Genomic DNA, 15,660 nt, shown 5'->3' with positions numbered 1-15,660 from the left:
GAGAGGGGCATGAGGGTGCGCGCGAGAGAGCTGGTGAATCTGCGTGCCGTCCTTGCGCCGGTCGCGTCCGGGATGGGCGTGATGGCCGCGGTCGCCGCCGTGCTGGTGCCGGTGCTGGGCGGCGACGCCGAACGGGCCGTCCACGGCGGCGGCCGGGTCTCCTCGTCCGCGGCGGCACACCGGGCGTACGGACCGGGGGCGGCGCCGGCCGCACCTGCCGCCGCGCCGTGCACGGCGCACCACGCCGCGGCGAGCCTGCGCCCTTCGGCGGACGACGGTGCGGCGGTGCAGCGCATCAAGGAGCGGGGCCAGCTGGTCGTCGGGGTGGACCAGAACACCTACCGGTGGGGGTACCGCAACCCGTCCACCGGCACGCTGGAGGGTTTCGACATCGATCTGGCACAGGCGATCGCCGAGGACATCCTGGGGCCCCATCCCCCTGTGGTCTTCAAAACGGTGCCGACCAACCAGCGGATCCCGGCGCTGCAGAAGCGTGCGGTGGACATGGTGGTGCGGACGATGACGATCAACTGCGCCCGCAAGCAGCAGGTGGCGTTCTCGACCTCGTACTTCCAGGCGGGACAGCAGGTGCTGGCCCCGATCGACTCGACGATCAAGGCGTTCGACGCTTCGCTGCGGGGCCGGCGGGTGTGCACGGCGGCGGGTTCGACGGGTGAGACGGCGCTGCGGGCGCAGCCGCACGGCGCACAGGTGCTGACGGTGCCCAGCCAGCTCGACTGTCTGGTGCGGCTGCAGCTGGGCCGGGCGGATGCGGTGGTCACGGACAGTGCGCTGGCGGCGGCGCAGGCGGCGCAGGACCCGAGGGTGGAGCTGAAGGGCAAGCCGTTCACGGACGAGTCGTACGGCGTGGCGATGAACAAGGACGACACGGACCTGGTGCGGCGGGTGAACAAGGTCCTGGACGACTACCGGGGCGGCGGCGAACACAGCGCCTGGATGCGGGCGTACCGCAAGTGGCTGAAGGCCGATCTGCCGGGCATATCGGGGCCGCCCGCGCCGGAGTACCGCGACTGATCGCTCCAAGGAGCGGAGTAGTGCCACTGACCGCCCCGGGAGGGCCGGATGCCGTCACTATGGAAGAGGTCGTGGGAGGAGCAGACCGCAGCGGCCGCCCGGCCGCGGCAAACGCCGTGCACCGTACGCGTATTGGAGAGGTGATCGATGGGGGTCCCCAGGCCCTTCCCCGGCTCTCCGGGGGAGCCCGATGCCCCGGTGCTGGACCGGGAGGAGGTGGACCGCGCCCTGGCGCGGCTCGGTGCCGAGTACGAGGCGATCGAGACGTCGCTGCTCGCGTTGCAGGATCACGCGGGGCGCCGGCTGCTGGAGGGCGCCGGTCTGACCGGCACCACCAAGGAGCGCTGGGCCGCGGCGGAGCGGTCCATCACGGTCCTGTGGACGCTGTTCGATGCGTATACGGCGGCGCTGGAGCAGGCGCGTGAGCTGCGGGAGCGGCGCCGCCTGCCGTCCCCGGAGGACCTGGCGCAGCTGACCGGGCTGCTGTACGGCGACGGGGTGACGGTGCCGGGTGCGGCCGCGGCCGGTGACGGTACGCCGGGCGGCCCGGCCCTGCGGTGCGAACGGTTCAGTCTGGAGCGGCTCGTCGAGCGGATGAACGGGCTGTACGCCCAGTCGCTGGACGTCATCGTCGCCGCCGATGCGGTCTGGTCGGCGCTGCCGGCCCGGATAGACCTGCTGTCGGCCGAGTTGCAGCGGACGCGTTCCCTGGCGCATTCGGTGGGAGTACGCCCCGGCGAGCATCCGGCGGGCGACGACCTGGAGCGGATCACGGACGAACTGCTGCGGCTGCGGGAGCGGGTGATCGAGGATCCGCTGGCGTTCTGGGTGTCGGCGTCGACGGGGAGTTCGGCGCCGGGCGGCGGGCGTCCGGACACCGTGCGCTACGACCGTGCGGCCCGTGCGCTGGAGGACATCCGGCGTGAGGTGGCGGCGGTGCTGGATGTGCGGCAGGACGCGGAGCGGCGGCTGATGCAGCTGCGGGACGTGCTGTCGCGGGCGGACCGCACGCTGACCGAGGCGCGGCAGGCCCGGGGCGAGGTGCTGGCGAAGATCGCCGCGTCGGAGGTACCGGCGGTCAGCGGCCCCTCGACGGCGCTGCACGAACAGCTGGCCACGGCCGCCGGCTACCGAAGACGGGCGCAGTGGCACCGCCTCTCGCCGCTGCTGGACAGCCTGGAGGAGCGGGCGGAGGACGAACTCCTGCGGGCCCGCGAGTCGTTGACGGCGGTGACCGCGCCGCTGGCGGTGCGGGCCGAGCTGCGCGGCCGGCTGGATGCCTACCGGGCGAAGCTCGCACGTCACGGTTTGGCGGAGGATCCGCTGCTGACCGAGCGGTACGACCTGGCGCGGCGGATGCTGTGGAGTGCGCCGTGTGATCTGCGGGCGGCCGAGCAGGCGGTGTGGCGCTATCAGCAGGCAGCGGCGGAGGCATTGGCTGTGCAGCAGCGGGAGGGCAAGGGGGATTCGTGACGGAGCGGGCCGACGAGCGCTGCCAGCGGCGGGAGTGCGCGGGCAGTTACGAGGATGTCGGCGGCGGTGAGCTGTACTGCGACCTGTGCGGGCTGGCGCCGGTGGTCTCGCCGGACGGTCTGCTGTCCTCGCCGCCCACGGGCCTGACGGGCCGGGCGCTCACGGGCGGCACGGCGGGCCGCGAGGCGGCGGGGGCGTTGCTGACGGTCCCCTCCCCCGCCCCCGGTTCCGGCCCCGGCACGGATTCCGGCGCCGGCACCCGCACCGCCCGTTCCGCGCCCTCGCGGCGCTCGGTGCCCGGGCGGCACTCGCGGTCGGTGTCCGGCAAGGGGCCGGAGCGCGGTATGGCGGCGGTGTCGGTGCGCGGCGCGGGCAGCGGCGCGTCGTCCGGGGCGGCGCGGGGGCGGCTGGGCGCGGGGCTGGTGACGGTGCCGGAGGTGCCGCGGCCCGATCCGCGTACGGCGGTGCTGGAGCATCCGGAGGTCCCGGAGCGGAAGCGGTTCTGCAGCCGTACGGACTGCGGCGCGCCGGTGGGCCGGGCGCACGGTGAGCAGCCGGGCACCACGGAAGGCTTCTGCATCAAGTGCGGCCACCCGTACAGCTTTGTGCCCAAGCTGCGGCCCGGCGACATGGTGCACGGCCAGTACGAGGTCGCGGGCTGCCTGGCGCACGGCGGGCTCGGCTGGATCTATCTGGCGACGGACCATGCGGTCTCCGACCGGTGGGTGGTGCTCAAGGGGCTGCTGGACACCGGCGACGAGGAGGCGCTGGCGGTGGCGATGTCCGAGCGGCGCTTCCTCGCCGAGATCGAGCACGCCAACATCGTGCGGATCTACAACTTCGTGGAACACCTCGACCGGGCGACCGGCAGCCTCGACGGCTACATCGTCATGGAGTACGTCGGCGGCAAATCGCTCAAGGAGCTCGCCAACGACCGGCGCACGCCCCAGGGCAGGCGCGATCCGCTGCCGGTCGGACAGGCCTGTGCGTACGGCATCGAGGCGCTGGAAGCCCTCGGCCACCTGCACCGCCGCGGCTACCTCTACTGCGACTTCAAGGTCGACAACGCCATCCAGCAGCACGACCGGCTCAAGCTGATCGACATGGGCGCGGTGCGCAGGATGGACGACCACCACAGCCCGGTCTACGGCACGATCGGCTATCAGGCACCGGAGATCGCCGCGCTGGGCCCGTCGGTCTCCTCCGACCTCTACACCGTCGCCCGCACCCTCGCCGTCCTCACCTTCGACTTCCAGGGCTATACGAACGTCTTCGCGGACTCCCTGCCCGATCCGGACCACATCGAGGTGTTCCGCAACTACGAGTCGTTCTACCGGCTGCTGGTGCGCGCCACGGACCCGGACCGGGCGCGCAGATTCGCCTCGGCGGAGGAGATGGCCGAGCAGCTGACGGGCGTGCTGCGGGAGGTGGTGGCGCTCCAGTCCGGCGAGCCGCGGCCCGCGCTGTCCCCGCTTTTCGGGCCCGAACTCCGGGTGGTCGACACGGAGCTGATGGCCGCGGCGGAGGGCGACAGTTCGCTGCTGGGCGCGCGGGGGGCGGCGCGCCCCGCACAGCCGGCCTCCGGCGGCCCGGCGCTGCGCCCCCTGGACGTCGCCGGTGCCGCCCTGGCCCTGCCGGTGCCGCGGGTGGATCCGGACGATCCGCACGCCGGGCTGCTGGCCGGGCTGCTGGCCGCCGCGCCCGCCGAACTGCTGGGCGCCCTGCGCTCGGCGCCCGCCGACTCCCTGGAGGTCCGGCTGCGTGCGCTGCGCGCCCGTCTGGAGACAGGGGACAGCGCCGGGGCACAGCGGGCGCTGGAGGAGATCGCGGCGGCGGAGCCCGCCGGGCAGTGGGCCGCCGCGCGGCGGGCCGGCACCGAGCCCGGCACCGGAGGCGCGGACTGGCGGGTGGTGTGGCATCGCGGCCTGGTGTCGCTGACGACCGGTGACCGCGAGAGCGCCGCACTGGCCTTCGACGCGGTCTACGACGCCTTCCCCGGCGAGCCGGCGCCGAAGCTGGCGCTGGGGATCTGCGCGGAGCTGCTGGGCCAGCTGGACAACGCCGTGGAGTACTACCGCCTGGTCTGGGCGACCGACCGCAGCTATGTCGGCGCGGCGTTCGGACTGGCACGGGTGCACCTGGCGGCGGGCGACCGCACGGGCGCGGTCGGGGCGCTGGAGTCCGTCCCGGAGTCGTCCATCCACTACATAGCGGCGCGGATCGCGGCGGTCCGCGCCCGGCTGCGGGGGCGCCCGCCGCGCGATCCGCTGACGGCGGATCTGCGGGCGGCCGCCGAACAGGTCGAGGCGCTGGCGGACTTCGGTCTGGACGCCGAACGAAGGGAACAACTCACCACCGAGGTACTGGGCAGCGCCCTGGACTGGGTACTCTCCGGTAGCCACGGTGCCGGGCCGGACGGTCCGGCGGGCGTGGCCGAGCGGCCGTCGCTGCTCGGCTGCCCGCTGGACGAGCGCGGTCTGCGGTTCGGCCTGGAGCGGTCGTACCGCCTGCTCGCGCGGCTGGCGCAGCGTGGTGAGAAAAGGATCGAACTGGTGGAGCGGGCCAACCGCTTCCGCCCCAGGACGTGGGTGTGACATGGGTGTGACTGAGCCGTCCCGGTGCCCGGGCTGCGACGAGCCGTTCGCTGCGGGAGACAACTTCTGCGGGCGGTGCGGCGCCGCCCTCCCGGCGCCCGCCGCGGCGCCGGCGTACGGCGCCCGGCCCGCGCACGGCGTCCCCGCCGTACCTCCCGTGCCGCCCCTGCCGCCGGCGCCGCCCGGGGTGCCGCCCGGGATGCCCGGGGTGCCCAGGCCGCCGGCCGCCCACGGTGCGGGTGCTGCCGGGCCGCCGCCTCCGCCGGCCCCGCAGGCCCGTCTGCCGTACGGGGACGCGGGCACGGCACCGGCGCCCGCGCCGGTGCCGGTGCCGGGCAACGCCCCGCCACTGCCCGGCCATGCGCCCTCGGTGGCCGGTCCCGGGCCGGCGGCCGGCTCCGCCCCGGTGGCCGACACGCCGCCGCCCGTGGGCCCGCCGGTGGACCCGCACGCCGCCCCGCCCGTCGACCCGCCCGTCGACCCGCGCGTCGCCGGATACGAGGCGGTCGCCGACGCGGCGGGAGCGGAGCCCGGTGCGCCGGCCGCGGAGCGGGGCGCGCCCGGCCCGGCCGCCCGTACGCCGGACACCGCACCCGGTCCGCCCGTCGCGCCCGCCGCCGCGCCTGCCGGTGGCCCCGCGGGTGGCCCCGCAGCGGCCGGTACCCCGTCCGGCACCCCCGCCCACGGCACCCCCGCCCACGGCACCACCCGCTGCGCCGCCTGCCGTTCCGGCGCCGTGGGGCCGGACGGCTACTGCGAGCACTGCGGGCACGCCCAGCCCCGTGAACGCGACCACATGGAGCGCGAGTTGGCGGGCATCGCGGCGGTCAGCGACCGGGGCCACCGCCACCACCGCAACGAGGACTTCTTCGCGCTCCGCGCCGCCGCGCTCCCCGACGGCACCCCCGCCGTGGTCGCGGTGGTCTGTGACGGCGTCTCCTCGGCGACCCGCCCGGACGAGGCGTCCACGGCGGCGTCCGAGGCCGCCGGCGAGGCGCTGCGGACGTCGCTGCCGCGCGGCACCCATCCCCAACAGGCCATGCACGAGGCCATCCTGGCGGCTTCCTCGGCCGTCGACGCGCTGGCCCCCGACCCCTCCTCGGCGCATGACGAACACCGCCAGCAGAACGCCCCGGCCTGCACCTTCGTCGGTGCGGTGGTCGGCGGCGGGCTGCTGACCGTCGGCTGGGTCGGCGACAGCCGCGCCTACTGGATCCCCGATGACCGTACGGCGCCGCCCGCCCGGCTCACCGAGGACGACTCCTGGGCCGCCCAGATGGTCGCCAACAACCTGATGTCCGAGGCCGAGGCGAACGCCGACGAGCGGGCGCACGCCATCACCGGCTGGCTCGGTGCGGACGCATACGAGGTCGAGCCGCACACCGCCACGTTCCAGCCGGACGGGCCCGGTGTGGTGGTGGTGTGCACCGACGGGCTGTGGAACTACGCCGAGTCCGCGGAGCAGATGGCCGCGGTGCTGCCGTACGACGCGCCCAGCAGGCCGCTGGAGAGCGCCCGCACGCTGGTCACCCACGCCCTCGACGGCGGCGGGCACGACAACGTAACGGTGGCGCTGGTGCCGTTCCCGGCCCCCGCGGGGCGGGCAGGATCGGCCTGACCGGCTCACCCCCGCTCCGGTCGGCTGCCGGCTCGGATGCCGGTGGGGCGCACGGCACAGGGCGCCACGTACGCGGTACGGCGCGCCCGGTGTCCAACACCGTGCGCCCCCGCACCCCGCACCACGCATGACGCAGCACGGCCCCGACAGCCCCGTTCGACCGGTTACGGCGTCTCAAGGAGCGGCACGGATGGCCAACTTCACCAAGTCCCGTGTGCCGCGCTTCCGTGCCGAGGTGTACCAGAACCCCTACCTGCCCGACGGCGGGCGCGAGGTGCACGCCATCGTGACGGTCACCGCGACCGGGGGCGGCACGACCGGGGGCCGGCCGGTCCGTCCGGCGGGCACCGGCGGGCCGGACGCCGGAGTGGTGATCATGGTGGACTGCTCCGGGTCGATGGACCATCCGCCGGAGAAGATGCGCGGCGCCCGTGAGGCGACGGCCGCCGCCATCGACACCGTGCGCGACGGTGCCGGCTTCGCCGTGGTGGCCGGAACACACCGGGCCGCCGAGGTCTTCCCCGGCGGCGGCCGGCTGGCCGTGGCCGGTGCGGCAACCCGCGCGCGGGCGAAGGAGGCGCTGCGGAAGCTGAGCGCGGGCGGCGGTACGGCGATCGGGACCTGGCTGCGGCTGACCGGCCGGCTGCTGTCCAGTGCCGAGGCGGGTGTCCGGCACGCCGTTCTGCTCACCGACGGCCGCAACGAACACGAGTCACCGCAGGAGCTGCGCGCCGCCCTGGACGCCTGCGCCGGCTCGTTCACCTGCGACGCCCGCGGTGTCGGTACGGACTGGGAGGTCAAGGAGGTCACCCAGATCGCCTCGGCGCTGCTCGGCACCGCCGATATCGTCGCCGATCCGGCGCACCTCGCCGCCGACTTCACCCAGCTGATGGAGAAGGCGATGGGCAAGGAGGTCTCCGGGGTCGCCCTGCGGCTGTGGACGCCGCTGGGCGCCGAGACCGTCTTCGTCCGGCAAGTGGCGCCCGCCGTGGCGGACTTGACCGGCCGGCGCCGGGATTCCGGCCCGCGGTCGGGGGACTATCCGACCGGCTCCTGGGGCGACGAGTCCCGTGACTACCACCTCTGCCTGCGGGTCCCCGCAGCCGCCGTCGGCCAGGAAATGCTGGCCGGCCGCGTCTCGTTGATCATCTCCGCCCCGGACGGCCCTGCCCCGTCCGCGCCCCCGCCGCGGCCCCTGGCGCAGGGACTCGTACGCGCCGTGTGGACGGACGATGTGACCGCTTCCACATCGATCAATCCACAGGTCGCGCACTACACAGGACAGGCGGAACTGGCATATCTCATCCAACAGGGACTGGATGCCCGCAAGTCGGGTGATACCGAGGGCGCCACGGCGAAATTGGGCCGTGCGGTGCAGGTGGCAGGCGCCTCGGGGAACGAGGAGACTGCGAAACTCCTTGCGAAGGTGGTGGACGTCGTCGATGCGGCGACCGGTACTGTGCGACTGAAGGCGAAGGTCGCCGAAGCGGACGAGATGACTCTCGAGACGCGCTCGACGAGAACCGTTCGCATGAAGAATTAGCCACGATCAGTACCGAGCAGTTCCACCGCAGCACATCGGTACGGAGGGGGAAGAACCGACATGCCGACCTGCCCGAGCGGCCACCAGTCGGTGGCCGAAGACTGGTGCGAGGTGTGCGGCCAGCGGATGGCGGGCGCTGTGCCCCCGCCGCCCTCCTTGCCTGCAGGTTTCCTGAACACGCCGCCCGGCCCGCCGCCCGGACAGCCCGGTCCCCCGCCCGGACAGCCCGGTCCGCCCCCCGGACAGCCCGGCCCCCCGCCCGGACAGCCCGGCCCCCCGCCCGGACAGCCCGGTCCGCCGCCCGGCGGCCCCGGCCCCGGCCCCGGCTTCGGTGGCCCCGGCTTCGGTGGCCCCGGCGCTCCGGACGGCCAGGGCGGTCAGGGCGGCTACGGCTTCCCGCCCCCCGCACCCGGTCCCGGCGGCCCCGGCCCCCAGGGCGGCCAGGACGGCTACGGCTTCCCGCCGCCGGCGCCCGGCCCCGCGGCTCCCGGCCCCGGCACCCAGGGCGGTCAGGGAAACCCGGGCGGTCAGGGCGGCTACGGCTTCCCGCCCCCCGCGCCGGTCCCCCAGGGCGGCCCCGGTCAGCCCGGGCAGCCCGGCCAGTCCGAGACGTGCCCGCAGTGCGGCACCCCGCGTGAGGCGATGGCGCCGTTCTGTGAGGGCTGCCGCTACAACTTCCTCACCAACTCCCCGATGTCCTACGCGCCGCCCGCCCAGCAGCCGGGCCCGCAGGGCGGCCAGGGCGGCTACGGCTTCCCGCCGCCCGCCCCCGGACCGCAGGGCGGCCAGGACGGCTACGGCTTCCCGCCGCCACAGCAGCCCCAGCCCCAGCCCCCGCACGGCATGCCCCCCGGCGGTTTTCCTGACCAGCCCGGCCCCGGCGGCTTCCCCGACCAGCCCGGCCCCGGCGGCTTCCCCGGCATGCCCGGCCCCGGCCCGGCCGGTCAGCCCGGCCCGCCGCCGCAGCAGCAGGGCGGCGACGACTGGACGCTGAATCCACCGAGCGCGCAGGCCGGACCCCCGCCGATGGCACCCGCACCGCCCGGACCGGGCCCGCAGGCCCCGTTCGAGCAGCAGCAGCCGCCGCCGTTCCCGCCGCAGCCGCAGCCCCCGTACGAGCAGCAGCAGCCGCCGCAGGCTCCGTACGAGCAGCAGCAGCCCGGCCCGTACGAGCAGCAGCAGCCCGCGCCGTTCGAGCAGCAGCAGATGCCGCCGCAGCAGCCCGGACCCGACCAGCAGTGGAACGGCGGCCCCGGCCAGGGGCCCGCGGCACCGCCGCAGGGTCCGCAGCCGGTCGTCGGTAACGGCTGGGTGGTGGCGATCGCGCCGGACCGCGAGTACTTCATGGCGATGATGGGCCGCAGCGGCCCGGAGGCGGCAGGGCTCAATCTGCCCTCGTACTCCCCCGAGCAGGTGCTCCCGCTCGCCAACGGACAGATCGCGGTCGGCCGCCGCCGGAACAGCACCGGCGAGGCCCCGGACATCGATCTGGGCAGCGCACCGGAGGACCCGGGCGTCTCGCACCAGCACGCGCTGCTGGTACAGCAGCAGGACGGCAGCTGGGCGGTGGTGGACCAGAACTCCACCAACGGCACGACGATCAACCTCGCCGAGGACCCGATCCAGCCCTATGTACCGGTGCCGCTCCATGAGGGCGACCGGGTGCACGTCGGTGCCTGGACGACGCTGACCGTCCGCCGCGGCTGACCCGCAGCGGACCACCGAGCGACCCCGGGGCGTGATCGACCGATCACGCCCCGGCCGCATTCGGCCGTATTCCGGCCGCAGTTCCTGCCGCACTCCCGGTTGCCGTTCCGGCCGTGACCGGTCTCTCCGTCCTACGACCGAAGTCCTCGGCCGGGGCGTCTGCCACCATGGACGGGTGAACAAGATTCCACGCGGCACGCTCGAGGAGCAGACCTTCTACGAACAGGTCGGTGGCGAGGAGACCTTCCGGCGCCTGGTACACCGCTTCTACCAGGGAGTCGCCGAGGACCCGCTACTGCGGCCGATGTACCCGGAGGAGGATCTGGGCCCGGCCGAGGAGCGGCTGGCGCTCTTCCTCATGCAGTACTGGGGCGGCCCCCGGACGTACAGCGACGGACGCGGACACCCGCGGCTGCGGATGCGGCACGCCCCCTTCACCGTCGACCGGGCCGCCCACGACGCCTGGCTGCGCCACATGCGGGACGCGGTGGACTCCCTCGACCTGTCCGAGGCCCACGCCACGCAACTGTGGAACTACCTGACGTACGCGGCCGCCTCAATGATCAACGCCGCGGACTGACCCGGCCGTACGTGCGCCGGCGCGGGCTGACACGGCCGTACGCGTGCCGGCGCGGGCCAGTCGGCGTCGGCGCGAGTCAGTCCGCACCGCCGCCCCGCCTCGTCAGGCAGGCGTCACCGTGAGACCCGAGAGCCCGGTCAGCCCTTCCGGGCCCCCGGTCCGTACGGCGATCGACCCGTACGGGGTGCTCAGCCGCAGCCAGCCGCCCGCGGACAGCAGGCTCAGCGGCTGGGGCTGCGGTGCGGGGGCGGGGGCGGGGGCAGCGGCTCCGGGAGACGTACCGCCTCCCACGAGCGCGCCCGCCCGCACCGGTCGCAGAAAGCCCAGCGACTGCGCGGCATGGGCGGCACGCAGCGGAAGGTGGGTGTCGCCGAGGGTCCGCGACCAGATCTCCCGGCCGATACGGTCCCGTTCGCTGCGGGTACGGTGCTGCGGCGGCAACGCCTCGTCACGGGCCCGGAATTCGGCGACCGCACCGGACACCGCACGCACCAGCGCCTCGGGCGCGGGCAGCCCCGGCACCCGCTGCCAGCCGCCGCGCGGCGGCAGCAGCCCGGTCCAGGGCGGGCCGGTGACCGCGGCGGGCACGGTCACCACGCCCGCCGACTCCTCGATGCCTTCGAGGAGTTCACCGGCCGAGACGGTGGCGTCCACAGCGGTGTGCCCAGCGTCGCCCGGAGTACTGCTCCCGGCGTCCGGAGTGCTGCTGCCGGCCTCCCGGGAGCTCTTCCCGGCGAGCCGGGCGGTGCGGATCGCCAGCACCTCGAAGGACGGCGGGCGGCCGAAGACGGCAAGCACCCCGCCGCCGGCCTGGAGGCGTACCGCGGCGGCCTTGTCGTAGTGGATCAGCCGGGCGAGGAAGGCGGCGAGATCCGCCGCCTCCCCCGCGTCGGCCAGGTGCAGCACCGTCATACCGCGACGGTCCCCTTCGGTTGTGACGTCTGGTGCGACGCGTCGTCCAGATACTCCTTGAGGATCGCCTTCTCCTCCGCGGTGAGGCGGCGCGGGCGCTCCTCGGTGAAGTTGTACGGGACGACGACGGTCGAGGCGCGCAGGTAGAGCGCGTCCTCGTCCTTGACCTCGTAGCCGACCGTCATCGACGCCGCACTGATCTTCGTCACCCACAGTTCGACGGTCACCGGGGCGGGCCGGTGCACCAGCGGCCGCACATAGTCGATCTCGTGCCGGGCGACGACCGAGCCGCCCGTGAACGACGGACTGCCGCCCCCGGGCGCCAGCCGGCGCATGAAGTCGATCCGCGCCTCTTCGAGGTAGCGGACGAACACCGCGTTGTTGACATGGCCGAACGCGTCCATGTCCGACCAGCGCAGAGGGCAGGAGTAGAGGTGACGCACGGCGGTCAGCCCCGGGTCAGCTTCTTGTACGTGGCGCGGTGCGGACGGGCCGCGTCCGCACCGAGGCGCTCGACCTTGTTCTTCTCGTAGGACTCGAAGTTGCCCTCGAACCAGAACCACTTGGACTCGCCCTCGTACGCCAGGATGTGCGTGGCGACGCGGTCGAGGAACCAGCGGTCGTGGGAGACGACCACGGCGCAGCCCGGGAACTCCAGGAGCGCGTTCTCCAGCGAGGACAGGGTCTCGACGTCGAGGTCGTTGGTCGGCTCGTCGAGGAGCAGCAGGTTGCCGCCCTGCTTGAGGGTGAGCGCCAGGTTGAGGCGGTTGCGCTCACCGCCGGAGAGCACCCCGGCCGGCTTCTGCTGGTCCGGGCCCTTGAAGCCGAACGCGGAGACATACGCCCGCGAAGGCATCTCGACCTGGCCGACGTTGATGTAGTCGAGTTCGTCGGAGACCACGGCCCACAGGGTCTTCTTGGGGTCGATGTTCTCGCGGCTCTGGTCGACGTAGGAGATCTTGACGGTCTCGCCGACCTTGATGTCGCCGGAGTCCGGGGTCTCCAGGCCCTGGAGCATCTTGAACAGCGTGGTCTTGCCGGCGCCGTTCGGGCCGATGACGCCGACGATGCCGTTACGGGGCAGGGTGAAGCTCAGGTCGTCGATCAGGACCTTCTCGCCGAAGGCCTTGTTGAGCTTGTCGACCTCGACGACGACATTGCCCAGGCGCGGGCCCGGCGGGATCTGGATCTCCTCGAAGTCCAGCTTCCGCATCTTGTCGGCCTCGGCGGCCATTTCCTCGTAACGGGCCAGTCGCGACTTGGACTTGGCCTGCCGCCCCTTGGCGTTGGAGCGGACCCACTCCAACTCTTCCTTCATACGCTTGGCGCGCTTGGCGTCCTTCTGGCCCTCGACCTTGAGACGGGTCTGCTTGGTCTCCAGGTACTTGGAGTAGTTGCCCTCGTAGCCGTGCAGGCGGCCGCGGTCGACCTCGCAGATCCACTGGGCGACGTGGTCGAGGAAGTACCGGTCGTGGGTGACGGCGACGACGGTGCCGGGGTACTTCGCGAGGTGCTGCTCCAGCCACTGCACGGACTCGGCGTCCAGGTGGTTGGTGGGCTCGTCGAGCAGCAGCAGGTCGGGGGACTCCAGCAGCAGCTTGCACAGCGCGACGCGGCGGCGCTCACCACCGGAGAGGTTGGTGACCGGCCAGTCGCCGGGCGGGCAGCCCAGGGCGTCCATGGCCTGCTCCAGCTGGGTGTCCAGGTCCCACGCGTTGGCGTGGTCGAGGTCCTCCTGGAGCTTGCCCATCTCCTCCATCAGCGCGTCGGAGTAGTCGGTCGCCATCAGCTCGGCGACCTCGTTGAAGCGGTGCAGCTTGCCCATGATCTCGGCGGCGCCGTCCTGCACGTTCTGCAGCACCGTCTTGGACTCGTCCAGCGGCGGCTCCTGGAGGAGCATGCCGACGGTGTAGCCCGGGGAGAGGAACGCGTCACCGTTCGACGGCTGCTCAAGACCGGCCATGATCTTCAGTACCGTGGACTTACCGGCGCCGTTGGGGCCCACGACACCGATCTTTGCGCCCGGCAGGAAGCTCTGCGTCACGTCATCGAGGATGACCTTGTCGCCGTGCGCCTTGCGCGCCTTGCGCATCGTGTAGATGTACTCAGCCAAGAGAAACCGTCCGGCAGATTTGGATGGATCAGGGTCTGTGCGGCACCGCCCCAGGGCCGTCATGCGCCGTGACCATGGGAAGGGCAGATACACCCATCTTGCCGTACGCCTGTGCTCTGGCGGAAACGAGTAGGTCAGAGCGCCCCTGCTCAGCGCCGACCCGCTACGACGCGGTGCCCGCCCGGTTGCCCTCCGTCAGCGTTCTGCCGGCGTTGCTCGCTTTTGACCGCTGTGCAGCGGGCTTTCTTCTGCGCCCGGCGTCCGGCGCCCCGGGCCGTGCTTCCCTGCAGGAGGAAGCGGCCCGGTGGCGCCGGACGCGGAGGGCCCCGGAGCGCCGTTGCGCTCCGGGGCCTTCTTGCCCACCGGCCGGCGGCCGCTCGCTCACCCTGAGGTAACCGAGCGGCCGCCGGTGGTCACTGCTCGCCGGCGCTCACCGGTTCCGGTCAGGAATCACCGGACGCCGGGGCCACCGAGTGCCCGGGGGTCACCGAGCCGGGGCACCGAGCCGGGTGTCACTGAGCCGGGGTGCCGGTCTTCTTCTTGCGGAGGAAGAACACCGCGGCGCCGCCGACCACGACGAGGACGGCCGCGATGCCCGCGATCATCGGGGTGGCGTTGCTGGAACCGGTCTCGGCGAGGTCGCCGCCCTTGTCGCCGCCCGTGCTGCCGCCGACCGAGGCCGGGCTGGGCTGGGTGGAGGGCTTGCCGCCGCCGCTGCCGGCGGTCTTGCAGTCCAGGACCCCGGAGAAGGACTTCTTGAAGCCGCCCTCACCCTTGATCGTGATGTTGTACGGCTGGTCCTCGGACACCGGGACGGTCACGGTCTGCGACTTGCCCGGGGCGATCTCGTAGTTCTTGCCGGAGAGCTGGAAGCGGAAGGCCTCATCGCCCTTGTTGGCCGCCGTGACGTCCACGCCGCCCTTGGCGCAGTTCTTCTCGGCGGTGATCGCCGGGATGGCGCCCTGCTTCTTCCAGGAGACCGTGGCGGCCGCGGAGACCGTGGACTCGCTGGAACCGGCCAGGATCTGGGTCTGGCTCTTGGCGTGCTCACCGATGCCGGTGAAGGCACGGCCGACCGGGACCTTGGTGGCGGCCTGCGCGGTCAGCGAGGTGCTGCCGTCGGCGGCGCCCTTGGGCACGTCGAAGAACAGCTGGGTGCCATCGGCGGCGCTGGTGACCGGCTTGCCGTCCTTGCCGACGACCTTCACACCGGCCGGCACACCGGCGGCGGGGGAGATCGTGACGCTGTCGGCGTTGGTGTGCACGGTGACCGGGCCGAGCTTGCTGCCGGACTTGCCGGAGACGGCGGGCGGGTCCAGGGTCAGCGACGCCTTGGGCTCGCCGACGTTCTGTGCGTTCTTCTCGAGGTAGTCGGCGAGCTTCTCGGCCGCCGGGTCGACCGCGTCCACCTTGACGTGGTCGGAGAAGCGCCAGATCGCGACCTGGGTGCCGGCCGCGGCGGTCTTCTCGGTGAGGTTCCCGGCGCCGGCCTTGGAGGCGAGCGTGGCCAGGTCGTTCACCTGCGGGTACGAGTTCTGCAGAATCCAGCGGATCTTGCCCGCGTCCCCGTTGTTGTGCAGCGACGAGGCGCTCCAGGGCACTTCCTGGTACTTCGCCTGCTGCTGCGTCGGGTTGTGGATGTCGATGCAGTACGTCTGGAGCGTGCCGCCGTTGTCGACCGCCATCTCGAAGAGGCCCGCGCCTACGCGCTGGTCCCCTCCGTCGTTGTGCACGACCGCCTGGTCGAAGGTCTTCAGACCGCCGAGCGTGGCGGTGGCACCCCCGTGCGTGGGCGTCGTGTCATCCGCCGCGGCAGTGCCCGCGGTGGCTATCGCACCCGCCGCGACCAGGCCCGAGGCCACGACCGCGGCGGCAAGGCGAGCTGCGCCCCGCCTCTTCATCGAAAGCATGAATTTCCCCTCTGGGCGAGGCGGTCGAGTGGGAGAGGATGCCTCGCCGGAAAGATCCCAAAGAACTCAACAGCCGAACACGTCAGCCCCCGTGAGTACTTGTCGGATCTTATGGAGCAGGTGCATCAGGGTCCCCAGTAATGGCATCCCATAAGCGATCCGAATCGCAATCGTT

Annotated in this window: 11 protein-coding genes; 7 read left to right on the top strand and 4 right to left on the bottom strand. The window is 73.2% G+C overall.

Annotation, left to right across the window (positions count from 1 at the left end):
• The first annotated feature begins 9 nt into the window (after positions 1-9).
• From OHS81_RS24440 to OHS81_RS24410, 7 genes are all read left to right on the top strand, one after another.
• Positions 10-1,035: a glutamate ABC transporter substrate-binding protein gene (locus OHS81_RS24440; RefSeq protein WP_328386811.1), complete on the top strand. Its 1,026-nt coding sequence runs from the start codon at positions 10-12 to the stop codon at positions 1,033-1,035.
• A gap of 147 nt (positions 1,036-1,182) precedes the next feature.
• A complete protein-coding gene (locus OHS81_RS24435; RefSeq protein ID WP_328386810.1) occupies positions 1,183-2,508 on the top strand; it encodes a hypothetical protein in 1,326 nt (441 codons plus the stop codon).
• On the top strand, positions 2,505-5,102 hold the full coding sequence (locus tag OHS81_RS24430) for a serine/threonine-protein kinase (RefSeq protein WP_328386809.1): 2,598 nt from the start codon (positions 2,505-2,507) through the stop codon (positions 5,100-5,102). The genes OHS81_RS24435 and OHS81_RS24430 overlap by 4 nt, the downstream gene beginning before the upstream one ends.
• A gap of 1 nt (position 5,103) precedes the next feature.
• On the top strand, positions 5,104-6,720 hold the full coding sequence (locus OHS81_RS24425; protein ID WP_328386808.1) for a PP2C family protein-serine/threonine phosphatase: 1,617 nt from the start codon (positions 5,104-5,106) through the stop codon (positions 6,718-6,720).
• Positions 6,721-6,910: 190 nt separating this feature from the next.
• The gene (locus tag OHS81_RS24420; RefSeq protein WP_328386807.1) at positions 6,911-8,263 is read left to right on the top strand and encodes a vWA domain-containing protein; all 1,353 of its coding nucleotides are present in this window, start codon (positions 6,911-6,913) and stop codon (positions 8,261-8,263) included.
• Positions 8,264-8,323: 60 nt separating this feature from the next.
• Positions 8,324-9,970 carry an FHA domain-containing protein gene (locus OHS81_RS24415; RefSeq protein ID WP_328386806.1) on the top strand — a complete coding sequence of 549 codons (1,647 nt, stop codon included), beginning with the start codon at positions 8,324-8,326 and terminating at the stop codon, positions 9,968-9,970.
• Between the two features lie 175 nt (positions 9,971-10,145).
• A complete protein-coding gene (locus OHS81_RS24410; protein WP_030082224.1) occupies positions 10,146-10,550 on the top strand; it encodes a globin in 405 nt (134 codons plus the stop codon).
• Between the two features lie 102 nt (positions 10,551-10,652).
• On the opposite strand, the gene OHS81_RS24405 is transcribed toward OHS81_RS24410, so the two are convergent.
• The 4 genes from OHS81_RS24405 to OHS81_RS24390 all read right to left on the bottom strand — a co-directional run bounded on the left by OHS81_RS24405 (position 10,653) and on the right by OHS81_RS24390 (position 15,485).
• A complete protein-coding gene (locus OHS81_RS24405; RefSeq protein ID WP_328386805.1) occupies positions 10,653-11,462 on the bottom strand; it encodes a hypothetical protein in 810 nt (269 codons plus the stop codon).
• Positions 11,459-11,905 carry an acyl-CoA thioesterase gene (locus OHS81_RS24400; protein WP_328386804.1) on the bottom strand — a complete coding sequence of 149 codons (447 nt, stop codon included), beginning with the start codon at positions 11,903-11,905 and terminating at the stop codon, positions 11,459-11,461. The genes OHS81_RS24405 and OHS81_RS24400 overlap by 4 nt, the downstream gene beginning before the upstream one ends.
• 5 nt (positions 11,906-11,910) lie before the next feature.
• Entirely contained in the window at positions 11,911-13,575 is a 1,665-nt protein-coding gene (gene ettA, locus OHS81_RS24395) for an energy-dependent translational throttle protein EttA (protein ID WP_328386803.1), read from the bottom strand.
• A gap of 512 nt (positions 13,576-14,087) precedes the next feature.
• Positions 14,088-15,485, bottom strand: coding sequence for an LAETG motif-containing sortase-dependent surface protein (locus OHS81_RS24390; protein WP_328386802.1), 1,398 nt, complete (start codon positions 15,483-15,485; stop codon positions 14,088-14,090).
• Between the last annotated feature and the right edge of the window lie 175 nt (positions 15,486-15,660).

It is taken from the genome of Streptomyces sp. NBC_00400 (assembly GCF_036048035.1).
Taxonomy (GTDB): Bacteria; Actinomycetota; Actinomycetes; order Streptomycetales; family Streptomycetaceae; genus Streptomyces.
Note: the sequence above shows the minus strand (reverse complement) of the source record. Positions and strands in the feature narration are given on the sequence as shown.